This is a genomic window from Archangium violaceum (assembly GCF_016887565.1).
Taxonomy (GTDB): domain Bacteria; phylum Myxococcota; class Myxococcia; order Myxococcales; family Myxococcaceae; genus Archangium; species Archangium violaceum_B.
In genome coordinates, this window is sequence record NZ_CP069396.1 from 8,074,804 (window position 1) to 8,097,510 (window position 22,707).

A 22,707-nucleotide genomic window follows, 5' to 3' on the forward strand; every position below is an offset into this window, starting at 1 on the left:
GAGGGACAACCGGGAGCCCCCAGATGCCCTTCCCGTGAGCCCGCCTGCCCGCCCTGGCGCTGGACAGGGCCCCTCTTAGAGACCGAGCTGCTTGGCGATGATCTCGTTCATGATCTCACTGGTGCCGCCGCCGATGGGGCCCAGGCGCGCGTCGCGCCAATGTCGCTGGATGTCGTACTCCATCATGTAGCCCGCGCCGCCATGGAGCTGGAGGCACGCGTCGGCGACCCGGCACGCGGTCTCGGTGGCCACCTTCTTGGCCATGGACGTCTGGGCGATGGCGAACTCGCCGCCCACGTGCAGGCGCAGCGCGTGGTAGGTGAGCTGGCGCGCCGCCTCGAACTCCGTGGCCAGTTCGGCGATGCGGTGGCGCACCACCTGGAACTCGTTGAGCGAGTGGCCGAAGGCCCGCCGCTCGCGCACGTGGGCCATCACCACCTCGAGCATCTCCTCCATGGCGCCCACGGCCCCCAGGGCGAGCGACAGGCGCTCCCACTGGAAGTTGCCCATGATCTGATAGAAGCCCTGCCCCTCCACCCCACCGAGCAGGTTGGACGCGGGCACCCGACAATCCTCGAGGAAGAGCTCGGCGGTGTCCGAGGCGCGCCAGCCGAGCTTCTTCAGCTTCCGCCCCACCGAGAAGCCGGGGGTGCCCTTCTCCACCACCAACAGGGACAGGCCCTTGTGTCCGGCGTCCGGCTGCGTCTTCACCGCCAGGACGAGGAAGTCCGCCCGGACGCCATTGGTGATGTAGGTCTTCGAGCCGTTGACGACGTAGTGGTCCCCGTCGAGGCGGGCGGTAGTGCGCAGGCCGGCCACGTCGGAGCCCGCGTTGGGCTCGGTGATGCCGAAGGCACCGATCTTCTCCCCCCGGAGGGCGGGGACGAGGAAGCGCCGCTTCTGGTCCTCGGTGCCGTATTTGTGGAGGGGCCCGGTGGCGATGGTGTGCTGGGCCCCGAGGCTCGCGGCGAGGCCGCCCGAGCCGCAGCGTCCCATCTCCTCGAGCAGCACCGCCTCGTAGAGCTCGCCGGCGTTGGAGCCCCCGTACTCCTCGGGGTACTTGAGGCCGAGAAAGCCCAGCTCGGCGAAGCGGGTGAAGAGCTCCCGAGGGAACTCCTCCTTCTCCTCCCACTCCTGGGCGAAGGGCTTCAGCTCCTTGTCGATCACCGCCCGGACCGTGCGGCGGAAGGCCTCGTGCTCCTCCTGGTACAGCCCATATCCATGCAGCATCGTGACGCCCCTCCAGTGGCAGGACCGCTCGCCCCCGATGCTACCGGGCTACCAGACACGGATGTGCTCGCCCCCCCTTCTACTGTCTTGACCGGGCTGTCTCGGGTTCATATAAGGCCGTACACGGTTGTCGCGGCGCCATAGCCAAGTGGTAAGGCAAAGGTCTGCAAAACCTTCATTCCCCGGTTCGAATCCGGGTGGCGCCTCAAACAGGGCCCGATGTGGACTCCGGTTCACATCGGGCCTTCGTGTTTCCGGGCTCCGAGCCGGGACGTGATGCGCCTTGCCGCTCCCGGAAGGCTGGGAGGATGCTCCTCCGCCCCTCCTTCCTGGAGCCGCTGCCTGAGCACCCCCTCCTCGCGTCGACTGGTCTCCTCCCTCCTGTCCCTCACCCTGCTCGGCTCGCCGGCCCTGGCGGAAGCGCCGAAGCCCGCGGCGAAGAGCTCGGACACCTCGCGCGCCGAGGCCTCGCGCCTGACCTCCGCCTTCCTCGGGGACACGCCGCTGCTGAGCGATCTGCAATCCCTCGTGGACGAGGTGGGCGGCCGGGCCACGGGCTCGCCCTCGAACCTGCGCTCCGTGGACTGGGCACTCGCGCGCTTCCGCGAGGCCGGGGTCGAGGCGCGCAAGGAGCCCTTCCAGATGCCGGGCCTGTGGCTGGAGCGCTCGGCGTCCGCCTCCGTGCGCGGGACGGGCGTGGGCTTCTCGCCGCGCATCGCGGCCATGCCCTTCTCCACCGCGACGCCCAAGGGAGGCATGACGGCCCCGCTGCTCGACGCGGGCAAGGGCACTGGGAAGGACTTCCAGTCGCTCGGGGAGAAGGCGAAGGGCGCGTTCCTGCTCGTCGACCAGACGGAGCTGAAGAACGTGGACGACCTGTTCCGCGAGTACGCCGAGTCCGCCGAGATCGAACAGCGGGCCTTCGCCGCCGGCGCGGCGGGCGTGGTGTACGTGGGCTCGCGGCCCAACAATACCCTCTACCGGCACAACGTGTCGGTGGGGATGAGCAACACGCGGCCCATGATGGTGATGGAGCGTGACGGCGCCCTGCGTGCCCAGCGCCTGCTGCGCGCGGGCAAGACGCTGACGCTCACGGCGGACATCGACATCCAGTCGGGCCCGGCCTACGAGAGCTACAACGTCATCGGGGAGCTCCGCGGGAGCACGCGTCCGGACGAGGTGGTGGTGATCGGCGCGCACCTGGACTCGTGGGACCTGGGCACGGGCGCGCTGGACAACGGGGCGAACGTGGCGATGCTCATCGACGTGGCGCGGCAGATGAAGCGGCTGGGCATCAAGCCGGCGCGCACCCTGCGCTTCGCACTGTGGAACGGCGAGGAGCAGGGCATGTACGGCTCGGCGGGCTACGTGAAGACGCACGAGGCCGAGCTGGACAAGCACGTGATGGCGGCCTCGTTCGACATCGGCTGCGGGCGCATCAACGGCTTCTTCACGGGAGGCCGCCCCGAGCTGCCGCCGCTGGTGGACCGGGCGCTCGAGCCGGTGAAGGGACTGGGCCCCTTCACGCAGGTGGACGCGCCGATCGTGGGCACGGACAACTTCGACTTCATGCTGCACGGAGTGGCCAACCTGGTGGCCAACCAGGAACCGGCGCTGTACGGGCCGAACTACCACGCGCGCTCGGATGAGATGGACAAGTGCGATCCGCAGCAGTTGCGGCTCAACGCGGCCATCACGGGGGCACTGACGTACGGCTTCGCGCAGATGGACGCGAAGCTGCCGCGCCAGTCACGCGCCCAGATCGAGGAGCTGATGCGCACCACGGACCTGGGCCAGCAGATGAAGAATTTCAACGTGTGGGAAGATTGGGCCACCGGGAAGCGCGGGCGGAAGGGAGCCGCCACCACGGGCTCCGAGACCCGCTGACGTTCTCCTCGACCGTCCGGTCAGAGGCTGCCTGACCTGACGGACTCGGGATTGCAAGACGTGGGGGGCATGCTGAAATCTGCACTCATGGCCCCTCGCCGTCCCGAAGATTCCGAGTCCGCCGAGCGAAACTCCCCGTCCGTGGAGGCGGCCTTCCAGGCGGCTCCACCGGAGATGGTGGCGGAGATTCTCAACGGCGAGCTGCACCTCAGCCCTCGCCCAGCCCGGCCGCACGCCAACGCGTCGACGGGCCTGGGCGCCCTCCTCACCATGCCCTTCAAGTTCGGCAGGGGAGGTCCGGGAGGGTGGGTCATCCTCGATGAACCGGAACTCCACCTCGGCCGCCGGCCGGACAAGCTCGTGCCGGACATCGCCGGCTGGCGGCGCGAGCGCCTGCCGCAGGCCATCGGCGGAGACGACGCCCCAGCGCACTACGACCTCGCCCCGGACTGGGTCTGCGAGGTCCTCTCCGAGCGCACGCGGCGCATCGACAAGGTCCAGAAGATGCGCATCTACGCTCGGGAGGGCGTACGGAACGTGTGGCACGTGGACCCGGTCGCCCGCACCCTCGACATCTTCCGGATCGAGGGGAGCCACTGGCTGCTCGTCGATTCCTTCGCCGGGGACGAGCGCGTCCGCGCCGAGCCGTTCGATGCAATCGAGCTCGAGCTGGCGCTCGTCTGGTCGGAGTAGGGCTACACCTCAGCCCAACGCGGCGCGGGCGTTGCGGAACATCCGCATCCAGGGACCGTCCTCGCCCCACTCCGGCGGGCACCAGGAGTACTGCACGCTGCGGCTCACGCGCTCCGGGTGCGGCATCATGATGGTGACGCGCCCGTCCCGCGACGTCATGCCCGCGATTCCGTGCGGCGAGCCGTTCGGGTTCGCCGGGTACGTCTCCGTCACCCGCCCGTGGTTGTCCACGAAGCGCACCGGCACCACGCCCAGCCCGTTCACCCGTGCGGCATCCTCGGCGCTGGCGAACTCCGCCCTCCCCTCTCCGTGCGACGACGCGATGAGGATGCGGCTGCCCGCCATGCCCTTGAAGAACAGCGACGGGCTCTCCGCCACCTCCACCTGCACCAGCCGCGCCTCGAACTGCTCCGAGGCGTTGCGCACGAAGTGCGGGAAGTGCTCGGCTCCCGGGATGAGGTCGCGCAGCTGCGACATCATCTGGCAGCCGTTGCAGATGCCCAGGGCGAAGGTGCCCGAGCGCGCGAAGAACGCGGCGAACTCGTCCCGAGCCCGCGCGTTGAACAGAATCGACCGGGCCCAGCCGCCGCCCGCGCCCAGCACGTCGCCGTAGGAGAAGCCTCCGCAGGCCGCGACGCCCGTGAAGTCCTTCAACGACACCCGCCCCGCGAGGATGTCGCTCATGTGCACGTCCACCGCGTTGAAGCCCGCGCGAATGAACGCCCGCGCCATCTCGAGCTGGCTGTTCACCCCCTGCTCCCGCAGGATGACCACCCGGGGCTTCACGCCCTTGGCGATGTACGGCGCCGCCACGTCCTCCGTCGGATCGAATGTGAGCCGGGGCGACAGGCCGGGGTCGCGCGGGTCGCACTTCGCGGCGTACTCCTCGTCGGCGCAGCGCGGGTTGTCGCGCAGCTTCTGCATCTCGTAGCTGACGCGCGACCACACCTTGCGCAGCGCCACCGTGTCCTCCTCCAGGAGGACCGTCCCGCCGTGGCGCACCTGCACCGTCAGCTCCGCCCGGGGCCGGCCGAGCTCCTGGTACGCGGAGCCCAAACCATGCTTCGTCAGCACATCGCGCACGCGCGACAGATTCGTGGACTGCACCTGCAGCACCGCGCCGAGCTCCTCGTTGAAGAGCGCCGCGACGGCATCCGAGCCCAGCGCGGTCACGTCCACCTCGAAGCCGCAGTGGCCCGCGAAGGCCATCTCCACCAGCGAGGTGAGGAGGCCACCGTCCGAGCGGTCATGGTAGGCCAGCAGCAGCCCCTCCTCGTTGAGCACCTGCATCGCGGAGAAGAAGCCCTTGAGCAGCTCGGGGCTCTCCACGTCCGGGCAGCGCGGGCCCACCTGGGACCAGGTCTGCGCCAGCACCGAACCACCCAGCCGCTGCTTGCCGCCCGCGAGGTCCACGAACACCAGCCGCGTGTCCGAGTCCAGCTCGCGCAGCTGCGGCGTGAGCGACCTGCGCACGTCGAGCACCGGCGCGAAGGCCGACACGATGAGCGACAGCGGAGAGACGACCGCCTTCCGGGCCCCCTTCTCCTCCCACACCGTGCGCATGGACATGGAGTCCTTGCCCACCGGGATGGTGAGGCCCAGCGCGGGGCACAGCTCCATGCCCACCGCCTTGACCGCGGCGTACAGGTTGGCGTCCTCGCCCGGGCTGCCGGCGGCGGCCATCCAGTTCGCGGACAGCTTCACGTCCCCCAGCTTCCCGATGCGCGCCGAGGCGATGTTCGTCACGGCCTCGGCCACCGCCATGCGCGCCGAGGCGGCCGAGTCGAGGAGCGCCACCGGCGTGCGCTCGCCCATGGACATGGCCTCGCCCGTGTAGCCCGCGTGCGCCGACAGCGTCACCGCGCAGTCCGCCACCGGTACCTGCCACGGGCCCACCATCTGGTCCCTCGCCGTCAGGCCCGACACCGTCCGGTCACCGATGGTGATCAGGAACCCCTTGTCCGCCACCGTCGGGTGCCCGAGCACCCGCGTCAGCAGCTCCTTCACCGGCGCGTCCAGCTTCAGCTCGGCGTGCGTCAGCGGGCGCGACTTCACGTCCCGGTGCATGCGCGGCGGCTTGCCGAACAGCACGTCCATCGGGATGTCGATGGGCGCGTTGCCGAACCGCTGGTCCGTCAGCTTCAGCACCTGCTCCTCGGTGGCCTCGCCCAGCACCGCGAAGGGCGCACGCTCGCGCTCGCACAGGGCCTGGAAGCGCGGCAGGTCCTCCGGCGCGATGGCCAGCACGTAGCGCTCCTGCGCCTCGTTGCACCAGATCTCCACCGGCGCCATGCCGGGCTCGGCGTTCGGCACCTCGCGCAGCTCGAAGCGCCCACCCAGGTCGTTGTCGTGGATCAGCTCCGGCACCGCGTTGGACAGGCCGCCCGCGCCCACGTCGTGGATGGAGCGGATGGGGTTGGCCTCGCCCTGGGCCCAGCACCGGTCGATGACCTCCTGGCAGCGCCGCTCCATCTCCGGGTTGTCGCGCTGCACCGAGGCGAAATCGAGGTCCGCCGCGCTCGCGCCCTGCGCCATCGAGGACGCCGCGCCACCGCCCAGGCCGATGAGCATCGCCGGGCCACCCAGCACGACGATCTTGTCCCCCGGCTGGAGCTGCCCCTTCTGCACGTGCTGGGCCCGGATGTTGCCCAGGCCACCGGCGATCATGATCGGCTTGTGGTAGCCGCGCACCTCGGGGCCCTCGGGGGTGGGCACCTGCAGCTCGAAGCTGCGGAAGTAGCCGCACAGGTTGGGCCGGCCGAACTCGTTGTTGAAGGCGGCGCCGCCCAGCGGGCCGTCGATCATGATGTCGAGCGCCGACACGATGCGCTCCGGTTTTCCGTAGGGCTGCTCCCAGGGCTGCTCGTAGCCGGGGATGCGCAGGTTCGACACGGAGAACCCGCTCAGGCCCGCCTTGGGCTTGGCACCCCGGCCCGTGGCGCCCTCGTCACGAATCTCTCCGCCCGCCCCCGTCGAGGCGCCCGGGTGCGGCGAGATGGCGGTGGGATGGTTGTGCGTCTCCACCTTCATCAGGATGTGCGCGGGCTCGCGGTGGAAGCGGTACTCGCCGCTGGCCGCGTCCGGGAAGAGGCGCTCCACCTCGAAGCCCTCCATCACCGCGGCGTTGTCCTTGTACGCCGACAGCACGCCCTCCTTGTTGGCCGCGTACGTGTTCTTGATGGACTGGAAGAGCGAGCGCTCCTGCTCCACCCCGTCGATGGTCCACGAAGCGTTGAAGATCTTGTGCCGGCAGTGCTCGCTGTTGGCCTGCGCGAACATCATCAGCTCGACGTCGGTGGGGTTGCGCTTCAGCCCCGTGAAGCGCGTCACCAGGTAGTCGATCTCATCCTCGGCCAGGGCCAGGCCCAGCTCGCGGTTCGCGGTGGCGAGCGCGGCCCGGCCTCCGCCCAGCACATCCACCGTGGTGAGCGGCCGGGGCGTGTGCTCGGCGAAGAGGATGGCGGCGTCCTCCTCGCGCCCCACCACCGCCTGCGTCATCCGGTCGTGCAGCACCGGTTGTACGCGGGCGAGCTGCCCGGGGCTCAGGGCCTTGCCGGCTCCGTCGGCGACCCACCAGGCGATGCCTCGCTCGATGCGCCGCACGCCGCGCAGGCCGCAGTTCTGGAAGATGTCCGTGGCCTTCGAGGACCAGGGCGAGATGGTGCCGGGGCGCGGGATGACGAGCTGCAGGCTGCCGCGCCGCTCGCCCCGGGCCAGCCGGGGGCCGTACTCCAGCAGCCGGTCCATCAAGGTCCGCTCGGACTCCGTGAGGGCCGTCGCGACGTCGACGAAGTGCACGAACTCCGCGTAGACGGAGGCCACGGTCGGCTCCAGCTCACGGCAGCGAGCGAGCAACTTGGCCAGACGGAACTCGGAGAGGGCGGGGGCGCCACGCAGGGTGAGCATGGAATCTCGGGGAGAGGGGTCCGGAAAGGTGCGTGCGTCATATAACCGGAGCCCTCGTCCTGCATCCGAAGAGATCATGTCGGGCCGCCCTCTCATGGATGGAGAGGCCGCGACTCCCGGAAAACCAGAGGGGCCCTCCCCCGCTCCCCCGTGAGCCGGGCGAACGGGAAAAGGCCCCCTGTGCGGCCGCGAAAGGCGCGCTTCTGCTGGCTCAGTGGCGGCGGAAGTTCCCGCTGCCGTTGAGACTCACGTCGCGCACCGAGGCATTGCCCCACAGGTCCACGCCGCCGGAGCCGTCGATGCGCACCGCCACGCTGCCGTCCTGGACGGTGGCGCTCACCCCTCCGGAGCCGGACACGCGCAGCTCCGCGTTCGAGCTGGTGAAGCCCCGGGCATCGACATCCCCACTGGCGCGCGCCTGGGCCACCAGCTGCGGCGCCTGGCCCGTGAGGTGGATGTCGCCGGACCCGTCGCAGATCGCCTCCAGCCGCTTCGCCGAGCCGTCATAGGTGATGGAGCCGGAGCCCCCGAGCTCCAGGCTCACGCCCTCCAGCATCTGGGCCTCGGGAGTGCAGAGCGTCATGTCCCCGGAGCCCGACAGGTTCGCGGTGAGGCTGCTCGCCGGCCCGCAGTAGCGCACCGAGCCCGAGCCATCGAGCACGAAGGTGAGCGCGTTGGCCTGGGTGACGCCCTCGACGAGGAGATCGCCGGAGCCATCGTTCCTCGCGCCCAGGAAGCGCGGCAGCGTCGCCACCACGCGGCCCTCGCCCGAGAAGGACAGGTTCGCCGAATCCTCGATGATGAGCGCCTCCCCTTGGACGCGGGCGGTCACGTAGCGCTGCAGGTTCTCGTCCAGGGTGAGGGAGACGGAGCTGGAATCGGCCTCGCGCACCACCACGTCCAGGGAGGTGTGATTCTCCACCCTGGTGAAAATCGAGGAGACCTCCCGTGATTCGGTGACCTTGCGGCCGTTCCCCTGCTCCATGAACAGCCCGCAGGCGGGCAGGAACATCAGCACGGCCACTCCCACACCCAGGCTCTTCCACATGCTGCGCCTCCACGAAAGGACGCCAGCCCACCAGGCCGCGTCGCGTTACCTGCCCCCTGGAACACCGACCCGGCGTAAAACTGTCACCCTCTGGTTGCGTTTCCGGGGAGCACCCCCCTCCGCGTCCGGATGTGGTTGAATGCCACCGCCTTCAATACCGCCGCCCGTGGTCCCTAGAGGCTCCTGATGAGCAAACCCGCCGTGCCATCCGAGCTGCACTTCCGCACCTGCAACCTCTGCGAGGCCATGTGCGGCATCCAGATCGAGACGTCCCAGGGCCGGATCACCTCCATCCGGGGCGACGAGGAGGATCCGTTCAGCAAGGGCCACATCTGTCCCAAGGCGGTCGCGCTGCAGGATCTCCACGAGGACCCCGACCGGCTGCGTCACCCGGTCCGGCGCACCGCCACCGGTTGGGAGCCCATCTCCTGGGAGGAGGCGCTGGACGAGACCGCGCGGCGCTTCCACGCCATCCAGCGGGAGCACGGCAAGGACGCCCTGGGGGTGTACGTGGGCAACCCCACCGTGCACGACCACGGCGCGATGATGTTCCTGCCGTTCCTCCTGAGGGCGCTGCGCACGAGGAACAAGTTCTCGGCCTCGTCGGTGGACCAGCTGCCCCACCAGCTCGCCGCGTTCCTGATGTTCGGGCACCAGTTCCTCATCCCCATCCCGGACATCGACCACACGCGCTACATGCTCATCCTCGGGGCCAACCCGCTGGCCTCCAACGGAAGCCTGATGAGCGCGCCGGGCGTGCGCGACCGGCTCAAGGCCATCCAGAAGCGCGGGGGCCGGGTGGTGGTGGTGGACCCCCGGAAGACGGAGACCGCCGGCATCGCGGACGAGCACCTCTTCATCCGCCCCGGCACCGACGCCCTGTGGCTCTTCTCCCTGCTGCACGTGCTGTTGGAGGAGGCGGGCCCGAAGCTCGGACGGCTCGCGGAGCTCTCCGACGGACTGGCCTCCATCCGCGAGCTGGCGCGCGACTTCACCCCCGAGCGCGCCGCGCCCCACACCGGCGTGCCGGCGGACACCACCCGGCGGATCGCCCGCGAGCTGTCCGCCTCGGAGTCCGCCGTCTGCTACGGCCGCGTCGGCGTCTCCACGCAGGCCTTCGGCGCGATGTGCCAGTGGCTCATCAACCTCATCAACATCGTGACGGGGAACTTCGACCGCCAGGGAGGCGCCCTCTTCACCCGGCCGGCCTTCGACGTCGTGGGCGGGCCGCGCGCCATGTCCATGAACCGCGGCGGCTTCGCCCGCTTCAGGAGCCGGGTGCGCGCGCTGCCCGAGTTCGCCGGTGAGCTGCCGGTGTCCGCGCTCGGCGAGGAGATCCTCACCGACGGCCCCGGGCGCATCCGCGCGATGCTCACCTCCGCGGGCAACCCGGTGGTGTCCACGCCCAACGGACGGCAGCTCGACAAGGCGCTCGCGTCGCTGGACTTCATGGTGTGCATCGACCCGTACATCAACGAGACGACGCGGCACGCGCACCTCATCCTCCCCCCCACCACGCACCTGGAGCGGAGCCACTACGACATCGCGTTCCACGCGCTGGCGGTGCGCAACACGACGAAGTACTCGCCGCCGCTCTTCACGCCCGGCCCGGACTCGCGCCACGACTGGGAGATCTTCCTGGAGCTGAAGCACCGCCTGGAGACGCTCCGGGGCGCGCCCCGCGTGCGCGGCGAGTTGACGTACCGCGCGCTCAAGGCGCTCGGCCCCGACGGCATCCTGGACCTGGGACTGCGCGCGGGCCCGTACGGCATGAAGCTCCGCCCCTTGCGCAAGGGCCTGAGCCTCGCGAGCCTGAAGGCGAAGCCGCACGGGGTGGACCTGGGGCCCCTGAAGCCGAGCCTGCCCGGGCGGCTGGCCACGAAGGATCGCCGCATCCACCTCGCCCCGGACGTGCTGGTGGCGGACGTGCACCGGCTGCGCCGCACCTTCCTGGAAGCAGAGCGGGCCCCCGAGGAGGGGGAGCTGCTGCTCATCGGGCGGCGCCACCTGCGGGACAACAACTCCTGGCTGCACAACGTGCCCCGTCTCATCAAGGGCAAGCCCCGGTGCACGCTGATGGTGCACCCGGAGGATGCCCGGCGGCTGGGACTGAGCGAGGGCGAGGAGGCTGTGATCACTTCCCGGGTTGGGGAGGTCCAAGCTCCCGTGAACGTGACGGAAGAAGTCATGCCCGGAGTGGTGAGCCTGCCCCACGGCTACGGGCATGGGCGCGAGGGTGTGCGGCTCCGGGTCGCCGGAGAGCACGCGGGCGTGAGCATCAACGATCTCACGGACGATCGCGCCCTCGATGCCATCAGCGGCAATGCCGCATTCAGTGGAGTCCAGGTGCGTGTCCGGCCAGCGGCACGGGCGGCGCGCACGGATGAACAACTCGAGCAGTCTGCGACAGGATGAGACAACAGCGATGATCACCCTCTATCAGACCCCCACCGCCTGGGGTACCCCCAACCTCAGCCCGTTCTGTATCAAGCTGGAGTCCTACCTGCGCATGACGGGCCAGAACTACCAGGTGCAGCCGGCCGACCTGCGCAAGGCGCCCAAGGGCAAGGTGCCCTACGTCGACGTCGACGGACGGCTCATGGGCGACTCCCAGTTCATCATCGAGTACCTCAAGCAGAAGTTTGGGGACACGCTCGACAGCAAGCTGACGGATGAGCAGAAGGCGATCGGCCACACGGTCCGGCGCATGTTGGAGGAGTCCACCTACTGGAACATCGTGTACACGCGCTGGGTGGACGAGGCGGGCTGGCGCGCCTACGTGCCGGTGCTCGAGACGATGCTGCCGGTGGTCCTGGGCAACGTCATGCTGCCGGTGCTGCGCCGCAAGATGTTCAAGACGCTCCATGCCCAGGGCATGGGCCGCCACAACTTCGATGAGGTGCAGAAGCTGGGCAAGGACGACATCACCGCGGTGTCGACGATCATGGGCAGCAGGCCGTTCCTGCTCGGCGAGACGCCCACCTCCTTCGACGCGTCGGTGTACGCGTTCCTGGTGGGCATCATCGCCTTCCCGGTGGACTCGGACTTCAAGCAGCACACCCTGTCCCAGGGCAACCTCGTGGAGTACTGCGCCCGGTTCAAGTCGCGCTTCTTCGCCAACTGGAAGCCGTCCGGCTCCAGGGCCGCCTAGTCCCGCCCCCCTCCCGGCGCCGTGCTCCGGACCGCTTCGGCGATTCCCGGTGCGGCGCCGGTTGCCCCCGCCCCGGCCCCCTCGTACCCTGCGGACGTACCGTGGCGCGCTCTCCTCTCAATCTCGACGAATTCCTGCCGTACCGGCTCTCGCTCGCCTCCAACGCGGTGAGCCAGGTCATCGCCCGAGCATATGAGGAGCACTTCGGCCTCAAGGTGAACGAGTGGCGCGTCATCACCGTGCTGGCGGAGAACGACGAGCTCACTCAACAGGAGATCGTCGGCCGTACGAAGATGGACAAGGTGACGGTGAGCCGCGCCGCGCAGGTGCTCGAACGGCGCAGGCTCCTGCGTCGCGTGACGAACACCGACGATGGCCGCTCCCTCCGGCTCTCGCTCACGGCCGAGGGGCAGAAGCTCTACGCCCGGGTCGTGCCCGCGGTGCTCGAGCTCGAGGCCGAGGTGCTGAAGGGACTCGGTGAGCAGGAGATCGCCGAGCTCAAGGACGTGCTCCGCCGCCTGGAAGCCGCCGCCGAGCGCGTGCTCACCCGCCGCTGACGCATCGCATCAGCCCGGCGACAACAACTCCTTATCAATCCCGTCAGTGCCGCTCGTCTGTCTGACAAGCACTGAACCAGGGGCCTGCTCGTCACCCATTTGACATGCCCTCAGCAATGTCTTGCGTGGTTAGTTTCAGATGTTACTATCTGAAGAGACTACGGAGGCAGCCAGGTCATGAGCAACGTGGCGGAGAATCCCCTCGGGTTGAATGGTTTCGAGTTCGTCGAGTTCACCTCGCCGGAGCCCGGCAAGATGATCGATCTCATCGAGCGGCTGGGCTTCACGGCCTACGCGATGCACCCGACGAAGGACGTCGTCCGCTACAAGCAGGGCGGCATCAACCTGCTGGTGAACCGCGAGCCGACCGGGCAGGCGGCCGAGTTCCGGGCGCTGCACGGCCCGTCGGCCAACGGCATGGCGTTCCGCGTGGACAACGCGAAGAAGGCGTACGAGCTGGCGATCGAGCGCGGTGCGCGCCCGGCGGATCCGCTCGCGGGCACGCTCGGCCCGGACAGCTATGTCCTCCAGGGCATCGGTGGCAGCCTCCTCTATCTCGTCGACCGCTACGGGGCGAAGGGCTCGCTCTATGACGGCTGGCGCCAGATTCCCGGGGCCGCGGAGGCGGAGGCGAAGAACAGCACGGGCCTCGACATCCTCGACCACCTCACGCACAACGTGCGCCGGGGCGAGATGCGCACCTGGTCGAGCTTCTACAACCGGGTGTTCGGGTTCACCGAGCAGAAGTACTTCGACATCAAGGGCCAGGCGACCGGCCTGTTCTCTCAGGCGATGATCGCCCCCGACCGGGCCATCCGCATCCCGCTCAACGAGAGCCAGGACGACAAGTCGCAGATCGAGGAGTTCATCCGCCAGTACAACGGCGAGGGCATCCAGCACCTGGCGCTGACCACCGACGACATCTACGGGACGGTGGAGAAGCTGCGCCAGCGCGGGGTCATCTTCCAGGACACCATCGAGACCTACTACGAGCTGGTGGACAAGCGGGTGCCGGGCCACGGCGAGGATCTGGAGCGGATGAAGAAGAACCGCATCCTCATCGACGGCAGCAAGTCGGAGGGCTTCCTGCTGCAGATCTTCACCGAGAACCTCTTCGGGCCGATCTTCTTCGAGATCATCCAGCGCAAGGGGAACGAGGGGTTCGGCAACGGCAACTTCCAGGCGCTGTTCGAGTCCATCGAGCTCGACCAGATCCGGCGCGGCGTCATCCAGGTGACGACGCGGCGGTAGTCATCCGGTAGCGCGAAACGCACGGAGGGGCACATGGCGATGGACGGATACATGTCGGGATTCGGCAACGAGCTGGCGACCGAGGCCGTCAAGGGCGCGCTTCCGGAGGGGCAGAACTCTCCCCAGCGCGTGCCGTACGGACTGTACGCGGAGCAGCTCTCGGGCACGGCGTTCACCGCGCCCCGGCGGGAGAACCGCCGCAGCTGGCTGTACCGGCTCCGTCCCAGCTCGAGCCATGCGCCCTTCCGCCCGCATCCGGAGGGCCTTCTGAAGAGCGGGCCCTTCACCGAGGCGCCCGTCACGCCCAACCGCCTGCGCTGGAGCCCGCTCCCGCGCCCGACGCAGCCGACCGACTTCATCGAGGGACTGGTCACGTTCGCGGGGAACGGCGCGCCCGCGCACGGCACGGGCGTGGCGGTCCACCAGTACCTCGCCAACCGGTCGATGACGGACACGGTGTTCTTCAACGCGGATGGAGAGCTGCTGCTCGTTCCGCAGTCGGGGCGGCTCCGGCTGGTGACCGAGATGGGCGTGCTCGGGCTCGCGCCGGGTGAGGTGGGCGTGGTGCCGCGCGGCGTGCGCTTCCGCGCCGAGCTGCCCGACGGCGAGGCGACCGGGTACATCTGCGAGAACTACGGCGCGCTGTTCCGGCTCCCCGAGCTGGGGCCGATCGGCTCGAACGGGCTCGCCAACCCGCGCGACTTCCTCACGCCGGTGGCCGCGTTCGAGGACGTGGACCGGCCGACGCGCGTCATCCAGAAGTTCCAGGGCCGCCTCTGGGTGGCCGAGCTCGACCACTCGCCGCTCGACGTGGTGGCCTGGCACGGCAACCTGGCGCCGTACAAGTACGACCTGGCGCGCTTCAACACGATCGGCACGGTGAGCTACGACCACCCGGATCCGTCGATCTTCACGGTGCTCACCTCGCCGAGCGAGAGCCCCGGGGTCGCCAACTGCGACTTCGTCATCTTCCCGCCGCGGTGGATGGTCGCCGAGAACACCTTCCGCCCGCCCTGGTTCCACCGCAACATCATGAGCGAGTTCATGGGACTGGTGCACGGCGCGTACGACGCGAAGGCCGAGGGCTTCCTGCCGGGCGGCGCGTCGCTGCACAACTGCATGAGCGGCCACGGCCCCGACCGTGAGACCTACGAGCGGGCGGTGGAAGCCCGGCTCGCGCCCCACAAGATCGCGGACACGCTCGCGTTCATGTTCGAGTCGCGCTGGGTATTCGCCCCGACGCCCTTCGCGATGGAGACGCCCGCCCTGCAGCGCGACTACGACGCCTGCTGGTCGAACTTCCAGAAGGCCCGGCTGCCCGGGACGGACGCGGAGAAGCCCCGGTGAAGCTCGCATCGCTGAAGTCGGGGCGCGACGGCCGGCTGGTCGTCGTCTCGGATGACCTGTCCTCGTATGCCGACGCCACGGCGATCGCGCCGACGCTGCAGCGCGCGCTGGACGAGTGGGAGCGCTGCGAGGGGCCGCTCCGGGCGCTCGCCGCGGCACTGAATCGGGGCGAGGCGCCGGGCAAACCGTTCTCCGAGGAGGAGTGCGCCGCGCCGCTGCCACGTGCCTACCAGTGGGCGGACGGCTCGGCGTACGTGAACCACGTGGCGCTCGTGCGCAAGGCGCGCAAGGCCGAGATGCCCGAGAGCTTCTGGACCGACCCGCTCATGTACCAGGGCGGCTCGGACGGATTCATCGGACCTCGTGAGCCCATCCCGCTCGCGGACGAGAGCTGGGGCTGCGACCTCGAGGGAGAGGTCGCGGTCATCACCGGCGACGTGAGGCAGGGAGCGACGCGCGAGGAGGCACTGCGGGCGATCCGGCTCGTCCTGCTGGTCAACGACGTGTCGCTGCGGAACCTCATTCCGGCGGAGCTGGCCAAGGGGTTTGGGTTCTTCCAGTCCAAGCCGGCCTCCTCCTTCTCGCCGGTTGCCGTCACGCCCGATGCGCTCGGCCATGCGTGGCGCGAGGGCAAGCTGCACGGGGCGCTGCGCGTCTCGTTGAACGGAGAGCCCTTCGGGCGCGCGGACGCGGGCGTGGACATGACGTTCGACTTCGGCACGCTGGTCGCGCACGCCGCCAGGACGCGCGACCTGTGCGCGGGGTCCATCATCGGCTCGGGCACGGTGTCGAACCGCGATGCGGATGGCGGTCCCGGGAAGCCCATCCGTGACGGAGGGCTCGGCTACTCCTGTATCGCCGAGGTGCGGACGGTCGAGACGCTGCTGACGGGGGCGCCGAAGACGCCCTTCCTCCGCCGGGGCGACCGCGTGCGCATCGAGATGAAGGACGAGGCGGGCCGCTCCATCTTCGGAGCGATCGACCAGGCCGTGACGGAGCCGCGTCGATGACCGGAGGACGCACGCGCGTCTTCGAGACTCCCGCTGGCGTCGCACTCTGCACGCTCGACGCACTCAAGGATCCCGGAGCGCGCAACTTCGTCCTTCAGATCGATGACGCCTTCTTCCACGGCTTCCTGGTGCGCACCGGGGAGGTCGTCCGGGGCTACGTGGACCGCTGCCCGCACCAGGGGCTGCCGCTGGCGCAGAAGCTCGACGACTACCTGACGCCCGATGCCCGGCTGATCGCCTGTTCGTGGCACGGAGCGCTCTTCCAGCTCGACGACGGGGTGTGCGTCGGCGGCCCGTGTGCCGGCCAGAGGCTGACGCCGTGGCCCGTCACGGTCGAGCGGGGCATTATCAGGACCGCCTGAGCTGTCGTGGCTCCCATGGAGCCTGAGGGTGGAACAATGCGCACTGACTCGTCGAGGGCCCGGTGGGCAGGCCTGCTGCTCGCCATGGTCCTACTGTCCACCGGCTGTACGTCGCTGACGCCACCGCCCGGCCAGAGGGTGAACCTGCGCTACATGCCGCGTGAGATCGCGGAGCCTACGTTGGCCAAAAGGCCGACTGTGATGGCGGCGGGCTCTGACAATGCAGCGGGGACCGAGTGGCAGAACGCCCTCGCGGCCCACCTGGCGTTTCGCGGTGCCGTTGGCGACGTGTCCGGCTCCACCCGCCGGCTCTCCGGCGAGCTCTCCAGACTCAAGACCAGCAACCCGGGCATCGCTGGGGGAGGCGGCGGCATCTTCCTCCGCTACGTCGAGCATGGTGAACGCCAGCTTCGGTGGATTGAAGCAGAACTCGTTGCCGCCACCCGACTGGCCAACGCGGCCTCGGAGGTGGATGACCTTGACATGCAGCTCGCCCTGCTGCGCCTCGCGGGCCCGCGACTCGAGGCAGCGATGCTCGGCTCCCTCCTGCTCGCCGGATGGCTCGACTTCCTCAACCTCGTCGATGTCGTACTCAAGCAGGGCTTCAACCGCGTGGAGACGCTGTTCGCGAACATGGACCGCTTGCAGAAGATGCTCGAGCCCTCCATGACGGCACTCTCCTCACTCGATCCAGGACAAATGGAGGCTGCGGCGAAAGACCTCCCCTCGCTGATGGGCCAGCTTTCCGGCGAGTTCAATTCGACTTGTGAGACCGTGCGCGTGGCGATGAAGCGCGGCGAGCAGGTGATGCTGTTGGCGCAGCTCGTCGAGACGGTCGCCATGGTGTCGACGCTGAAGATGCCACTGCCAAGGCTGCCACCGAGCGCTCCCGCCACGCTCGGGGTGAGTCTCATGGTGGGTTCCAACGGCGTGATGACGGGCACGCGGATGGTCGTCTCCGCCGAATGGGTGGAGATGATGCGCCGGCTGGTGCGGGCGAGCGTCATCTCCCTTCCCGTCGTTAGCGCCACTGTCCGGATTCAGGCTGGCCAGGTGATGATGGCGCAGTCTCACGACGAGCTGCCACGGGGCGTGCGCGACGCGCTCGGCGACGGGCCCGAGGTGCAGGGCATGCGGGTGACGAACAGAGCTGGTGCCGGCATGACCGAGCCACCGAGACACCACGTCCTGCCGCGAGAGTTCCGCGAGTGGTTCGAGCAGCGCGGCTTCACCGGCGAAATGAGCATCGACCAGTTCTGCGTCCGAATGGAGCAGGCAAAGCACGAGGCGATCCATGGAGGTGGCAATTGGCGCTTGGGCCGCACATGGCCCGGTGAATGGAACCGGATGCTCATGAAGACCCTGCGCGACGCCGAGGTCGATGCTGGCCGGATGTTGACGCGGAACGAAATCCTGAGGCTCGTCGCGAAGAACATGAGGGACTATAGAATCCCGGTGAACTTCACCCCTTGGATGGGAAGATGAGCGAGGACCGTTCCTGGGAGGGCAACTGGAAGGTCCGCCTGTATGAGCGGGTCCGCGAGCGGGGCTTCGATTCGCTCACCGCTTTCGCCGAGGCGCGTCCCGCCGTCCCGCTCTATCTGCTGGCCGAGGAGCTGGGCGAGGAGGACGTCGCCGCGGTGCAGGTGTTCAGCGCATTGCTCGCCGAGGCGGAGCGGCGCAAGCAAGTCACTCGCCTGGTGCGCGATGTTCTCGTACGTGAGTTCGCCGAAGGACTCCCCGGCGGCTGGCCGGCCATGATGGACGACGCCAACCGCTTCGAGGTCGCCATGGCGCTTGGCCGCTGGTCCGCTTATACCCCAGAGACCCATCAGAAGCGCGTCGAGCAGGCCAGGGCAACGCTCCGCACCACACCGCCTCCGCCCGGTTGGCGCCCTCTTGACCCCGATGACGAACTGCTGCGGACGCTCCTACCCGACGAAGAAGCCTGAACTTCACCCGCCAAGTCCATCGCCACGCCGTCATTTCCCAAGAAATGTCACAAAGAATGACCCGGGTCGTCTTCCGGGGTGCGAACGGCGGAACCCGCTCCACCCACAAGGAAGAGGTTGCAATGGCTGACCTGGTCATGAACGCGTCCGATACCCTCAACACCGTCAACAACGTCGCCTACAAGGTCGAGCTGGCGCTCTACAAGCTCTACAAGGCGGTCACCGGCGCTGGCTACAAGAAGCTGATGGACGGCTTCAAGGACCCCCTCAAGTCCATGCTGACCAAGGTCCAGGACGTCCTGAAGACGGTCCTGACCAAGGTCCAGGAGGTCATCGAGCCGTTCCTGGACAAGGACGTCCTGACGATGTTCAAGGAGGTCCTCGGCGCGGGCAGGGATCTGGTCAACTCGACGCTCGACCTGCTGCCCGCCGCCGTGCAGAACGTCGTCGAGACCAGCCGGCGCTTCCTCAACGTGATCGTCGACTTCGTGAGCATCGGCATCGATCACATCGCGGCCATCGTGGACCTGCTCATGAATGTCGGCCTCGCGCTCGCCGGTCAGCCCCCGACCCTCAAGCCGATCACCCTCGAGATGGTGAAGAAGACGGAGGTCCTGCTGCTGCCGGAGCCGATCACCGTCGACGCCAAGGCCCTCCCCTCGGGCTCCAACACGACCCCGGGCTCCAACACGACCCCGGGTTCCAACACGACCCCGGCCAAGAGCTGATCCCAGCCGGCCGGTCGCGTTCCACATCCATCTGAAACACAGGACCGCGTGCGCCTTCAGGGCGTGCGTGAACCGCCAAGGCGCGCGGTCCGGGGAACCTGCACCCTGAGCAGGGTCATCCACCCCCTCGTCCCCGAGGGTCCGGAGAGCACATGGCCAGTGGCCTCATCATTCCTGGAGTCCAGGTAACCGTCGTCAAGGAAGTCCTTCCCCAGCAACTCGCGCCGTCCGGAGTGCTGGGCCTCATCGGGTTCACGGAGGAGAACCCCGGCAAGGTGGTGCGCGCGAGCAACTGGTCGCGCTTCGTGGGAGTGCTGGGCCGCGCGAGCGCCTACAGCCTGCCCGAGGCGAAGCAGGCGCTCGACAACGGCGTCTCCGAGCTGGTCGTCTCGCCGCTTCCCGCCAGCGCCGGGGCCACCGCGAAGGTGGTCATCCCGGCGGACGCCACCAAGGGCGCGAGCCCGGCGGAACCGGCCAAGGACGCGCCCAAGGACACGCCCAAGGGCAAGGACGCCAAGGCTGGCGCCGGCATCACCCTCCTGGCGCGCGCCCCGGGGCCCTGGGCCAACGGCATCGGCATCAAGATCGAGTACCGCAACAACCTCGACCAGAGCATCTCGTTCGACCTGCAGGTCCTGGGCGAGAGCAACGGCAAGGAAGTCGTCCTCGAGGTGCACCGCAACCTCACCCTGGAGTCGCTGACCGCGACGCTGAAGGCGGGCTCCGCCTACGTGAAGGTGGACGAGTCGAAGGCGATCGGCTGGCCCGCCGCGGAGGTGTACACGCTCGCGGGAGGCAAGGACGCGACCGCCGATGACTATGCCGCCGCGCTCCGCCGCCTCCAGGACGAGCCCGACGTGGACATGGTCCTCGCCGCCATCCAGGACTTCTCGGATCGGGCGAAGGTGACGCGCATCTACGGCGACGTCATCAGCCACTGCAACAACCTGAGCGACGACTGCAAGGGCCGCCTCGGCTTCGGCCAGGTGCCGGACGCGGGCACCATGGAGGAGTACGTGCAGCTCGCCAGCAACCTGGTGAGCGACCGGTTCGTGCTGGTGGCGCCCAACGGCGTGGCGGGCGCGGTGGCCGGCCTCGTGGGCAACCTCCCCTACTTCTACTCGCCCACCTTCAAGCGCATCTCCGGCGCGGGCGAGCTGCCGCCCATCCCGGTGGATGACCAGAAGACCCTGCTCAAGGGCAACGTGGTCCCCGTGGTGCTCGAGCGCGGCCGCGGCACCATCGTGCTGCGCGGGCTCACCACGGATGGCGACCAGATCAACGTGCGCCGCGTGGCCGACCGGGCCGTGCGCACCCTGAAGATGATCGGCAACCTCTTCATCGGCCAGCTCAACACCGCGGACGGGCGCAGCGCGCTCAAGCAGAAGCTGACCGAGGCCATGCTCCAGATGGAGAAGGACGGAGCCATCGTCCCCTCCACGGATGGGAAGGATCCCGCCTTCAAGGTGGAGGTCTATTCCTCTCAGGAGGACTTCGCGCTGGGCATCGTCAGGGTGAACCTGGCCGTGCGGCCCGTGCGAGCCATTGACTACGTCTACGCGACCATCACGGTCCAGGTCTGATGAGGAAACACCCAGATGCCAACGGTATTCTCCGCCAATCGCAGCAGCATCCTCGTCGACGGTGAGGCCGTCGAGGGACTCCAGTCGCTCGTCTTCCGCGTCGTCACCGAGCGCGAGGACATCCGGGCCATCGGCTCCAACGAGCGGGTCGAGGTCATCTTCGGCCTGCGCACCGTGCAGGGCGAGCTGGTGATCCGCTCCGCCAGCGTCAAGCTCGACACGCTGTTGCAGAACCGCGCGAAGTTCCAGCTCGTCGCGAGCCTCAAGCGCACCGAGGGCAACGACGAGACGCGCACGGTGTCGTTCGACGACTGCTTCGTGGAGGGCAAGTCCTTCCGCCTGGACGCGCACGGCAGCGCGGCCACCAGCTACGCGTTCACCGCCACGCGGGTGCGCGAGGAATAGTCCATGGGAGCGGAGCCCGCGCACATGGAGGCCACGGAGGAGGCCGGCACCCCGGCCGCCTCCCGCATCGAGGTGGACGGCAGGTGTTTCTCCGTCCACTTCGAGGGCCCGGACGAACACGTGGTGCGGGTGGATACGGGCTCGGGGGAGCGCGTCCAACTGCGCCGCTGGGGGTTCGACGAGCACCTGCGGGCGCTCGACCGGCATGCCTGGGCCGATGAGCGCGGGCTCCGCTTCGATCACGAAGGTTTCTCGCGCGACGTGCTGCGCGACTCCGGTGTGCCGGAACCGCTCCACGAGGAGCTGGCACCCCTGGCCCTGTGGTGGGCCACCGGTGGAGACCGGGAACCAACCTCTGGCGTGGGACCTGACGGATGGCTGCGCATCGGAGCCATCCGCGCCCGGCTCCGGCCGTGGACATTCTCGGAGCGTTCGAGGGCCATGGGCCAGAGCCTCACCGCGCGTCCCGATGGCTCCCGGGAGCTCGGGCTCGAGCGCTATCTGCGAGCGATGCTCGCCGCGTCCGTCGTGGCGTTCGAGCCGGCGGGGGTGGAGCTGTCGATGCTGGACGGAGCCACCACGGCCGCGCTGCTCGACGCGGTCGTCGCGCTCAACACGGCTGGAGAGCGCGACGAGGACAAGAAGATGAGGGCCTCCGATGCCGGGGGCCAGGCGCTGGCGCGAATGACGCTGCTCCTGTGCCGGACACTCGGGTGGACGCCCTCGCAGGTGTGGGAGGCACCGGCGGCGGAGATCGACCGGCTGCTCTCGATTCTGGCTGTGACGGAGGCATCGGCTCCGTCACCGGCGGCGCCTCGGACCCCGGGGCTCGCTGATTACCCCGATGCGGTGGTGATCCAGGTGGAGGCAGGGTGATGCGCGCGAACACCACGACACTGGGAATCGTCTCATTCCTCTCCCGCCCGGCATTCCGGGTGATGGAAGACATCGCGCGGCAACTGGGAACCCGGCTTCCCGAGGAGCCCTCCGGCACCAGCACCGAAGGCACTCAGGAGTTGCCTGCTTCCGAGCAGCAGGTGAGCGCGCGAACGGAGCCTGGCTCGTCGCCCGCCGCCACCTCGCGTGCCGGGACGGCGGAGGCCACGCAGACCCTGTCCCCATCACATTCCCTTGTCGGCATGGAGACCGTCAGCAGATCCTCATCCGAGCCCGCCACCTCGCGTGCCGAGATCCGGAGCCTCGATCCACTCCCGGCTGGCTCCGAGGCCCCTTCCATCCAGGACGCAATCACGGAAGCTGGAACACGCGCGCCTGTTACCTCGCGTCCCCTGTCCGCTCCTCGTGCGGAGGTCCGGAGCAGCGACCCCATGGCGCGGACAGGCGCCGTCACTCCGGGTGCGCAGGAGCGCGACAAGCGCATCGTTCGGCTCCTGCCTCGTACCGCACCAGGTGCGGAAGCCCCAACTTCGAGCACCTCGCGCCCCTTCGTGCCCCTCGAGGACACGACCCATTCCTCCACCTCGAGCCAGCCCCCCGGCATTCAAGCGAAGGCATCGGTTCCGTCCACCGCGCCCTCCCCTGCCTGGGCCGAAACTTCGTCATCGCCTTCGCCCTCCATCGTCCGTGCCGAAATGCT

Annotated in this window: 18 protein-coding genes and 1 tRNA gene; 16 read left to right on the forward strand and 3 right to left on the reverse strand. The window is 68.9% G+C overall.

The annotated features are described in order from the left end of the window. Nucleotides 1-75 precede the first annotated feature (75 nt). Nucleotides 76-1,230, reverse strand: a complete 1,155-nt coding sequence (locus JRI60_RS32165) for an acyl-CoA dehydrogenase family protein (protein ID WP_204219756.1) — start codon at nucleotides 1,228-1,230, stop codon at nucleotides 76-78. A gap of 134 nt (nucleotides 1,231-1,364) precedes the next feature. Between JRI60_RS32165 and JRI60_RS32170 the strand changes: the two genes are divergently transcribed. From JRI60_RS32170 to JRI60_RS32180, 3 genes are all read left to right on the forward strand, one after another. Further along, a tRNA-Cys gene (locus tag JRI60_RS32170) sits at nucleotides 1,365-1,436 on the forward strand. A gap of 70 nt (nucleotides 1,437-1,506) precedes the next feature. Then, the gene (locus JRI60_RS32175; protein ID WP_239470863.1) at nucleotides 1,507-3,117 is read left to right on the forward strand and encodes a M20/M25/M40 family metallo-hydrolase; all 1,611 of its coding nucleotides are present in this window, start codon (nucleotides 1,507-1,509) and stop codon (nucleotides 3,115-3,117) included. Nucleotides 3,118-3,204: 87 nt separating this feature from the next. Beyond that, nucleotides 3,205-3,810: a Uma2 family endonuclease gene (locus JRI60_RS32180; RefSeq protein ID WP_204219757.1), complete on the forward strand. Its 606-nt coding sequence runs from the start codon at nucleotides 3,205-3,207 to the stop codon at nucleotides 3,808-3,810. A 9-nt stretch (nucleotides 3,811-3,819) separates the two neighbouring features. On the opposite strand, the gene purL is transcribed toward JRI60_RS32180, so the two are convergent. After that, a complete protein-coding gene (gene purL, locus JRI60_RS32185) occupies nucleotides 3,820-7,716 on the reverse strand; it encodes a phosphoribosylformylglycinamidine synthase (RefSeq protein WP_204219758.1) in 3,897 nt (1,298 codons plus the stop codon). Between the two features lie 211 nt (nucleotides 7,717-7,927). Continuing rightward, a complete protein-coding gene (locus JRI60_RS32190; RefSeq protein WP_204219759.1) occupies nucleotides 7,928-8,764 on the reverse strand; it encodes a GIN domain-containing protein in 837 nt (278 codons plus the stop codon). A 186-nt stretch (nucleotides 8,765-8,950) separates the two neighbouring features. On the opposite strand from JRI60_RS32190, the gene JRI60_RS32195 reads away from it, so the two are divergent. From JRI60_RS32195 to JRI60_RS32255, 13 genes are all read left to right on the forward strand, one after another. Next, nucleotides 8,951-11,179 (forward strand): molybdopterin oxidoreductase family protein, encoded by a 2,229-nt coding sequence (locus tag JRI60_RS32195; protein WP_204219760.1) that lies wholly within the window; start codon nucleotides 8,951-8,953, stop codon nucleotides 11,177-11,179. Between the two features lie 10 nt (nucleotides 11,180-11,189). Beyond that, nucleotides 11,190-11,915: a glutathione S-transferase family protein gene (locus JRI60_RS32200; protein WP_204219761.1), complete on the forward strand. Its 726-nt coding sequence runs from the start codon at nucleotides 11,190-11,192 to the stop codon at nucleotides 11,913-11,915. Between the two features lie 101 nt (nucleotides 11,916-12,016). Next, nucleotides 12,017-12,472, forward strand: coding sequence for a MarR family winged helix-turn-helix transcriptional regulator (locus JRI60_RS32205; RefSeq protein ID WP_204219762.1), 456 nt, complete (start codon nucleotides 12,017-12,019; stop codon nucleotides 12,470-12,472). Nucleotides 12,473-12,649: 177 nt separating this feature from the next. After that, nucleotides 12,650-13,723, forward strand: coding sequence for a 4-hydroxyphenylpyruvate dioxygenase (gene hppD / locus JRI60_RS32210; protein WP_204219763.1), 1,074 nt, complete (start codon nucleotides 12,650-12,652; stop codon nucleotides 13,721-13,723). 33 nt (nucleotides 13,724-13,756) lie between these two features. Next, a complete protein-coding gene (gene hmgA, locus JRI60_RS32215) occupies nucleotides 13,757-15,070 on the forward strand; it encodes a homogentisate 1,2-dioxygenase (protein ID WP_204219764.1) in 1,314 nt (437 codons plus the stop codon). Beyond that, complete coding sequence (locus JRI60_RS32220) at nucleotides 15,067-16,080, forward strand: fumarylacetoacetate hydrolase family protein (RefSeq protein WP_204219765.1); 1,014 nt, start codon at nucleotides 15,067-15,069, stop codon at nucleotides 16,078-16,080. The genes hmgA and JRI60_RS32220 overlap by 4 nt, the downstream gene beginning before the upstream one ends. Continuing rightward, complete coding sequence (locus JRI60_RS32225; protein ID WP_204219766.1) at nucleotides 16,077-16,442, forward strand: Rieske (2Fe-2S) protein; 366 nt, start codon at nucleotides 16,077-16,079, stop codon at nucleotides 16,440-16,442. Before JRI60_RS32220 ends, JRI60_RS32225 begins: the two co-directional genes overlap by 4 nt. A gap of 36 nt (nucleotides 16,443-16,478) precedes the next feature. Further along, nucleotides 16,479-17,927: a DUF2380 domain-containing protein gene (locus tag JRI60_RS32230; RefSeq protein ID WP_204219767.1), complete on the forward strand. Its 1,449-nt coding sequence runs from the start codon at nucleotides 16,479-16,481 to the stop codon at nucleotides 17,925-17,927. Next, nucleotides 17,924-18,394: an NUDIX hydrolase gene (locus tag JRI60_RS32235; protein ID WP_204219768.1), complete on the forward strand. Its 471-nt coding sequence runs from the start codon at nucleotides 17,924-17,926 to the stop codon at nucleotides 18,392-18,394. The genes JRI60_RS32230 and JRI60_RS32235 overlap by 4 nt, the downstream gene beginning before the upstream one ends. A gap of 122 nt (nucleotides 18,395-18,516) precedes the next feature. Next, complete coding sequence (locus JRI60_RS32240; RefSeq protein ID WP_204219769.1) at nucleotides 18,517-19,122, forward strand: hypothetical protein; 606 nt, start codon at nucleotides 18,517-18,519, stop codon at nucleotides 19,120-19,122. A gap of 152 nt (nucleotides 19,123-19,274) precedes the next feature. Beyond that, nucleotides 19,275-20,705, forward strand: coding sequence for a phage tail sheath C-terminal domain-containing protein (locus tag JRI60_RS32245; RefSeq protein WP_204219770.1), 1,431 nt, complete (start codon nucleotides 19,275-19,277; stop codon nucleotides 20,703-20,705). Nucleotides 20,706-20,720: 15 nt separating this feature from the next. Then, nucleotides 20,721-21,110: a hypothetical protein gene (locus JRI60_RS32250; protein WP_204219771.1), complete on the forward strand. Its 390-nt coding sequence runs from the start codon at nucleotides 20,721-20,723 to the stop codon at nucleotides 21,108-21,110. 3 nt (nucleotides 21,111-21,113) lie between these two features. Next, nucleotides 21,114-21,986, forward strand: coding sequence for a hypothetical protein (locus tag JRI60_RS32255; protein ID WP_239469826.1), 873 nt, complete (start codon nucleotides 21,114-21,116; stop codon nucleotides 21,984-21,986). Nucleotides 21,987-22,707: the final 721 nt, after the last annotated feature.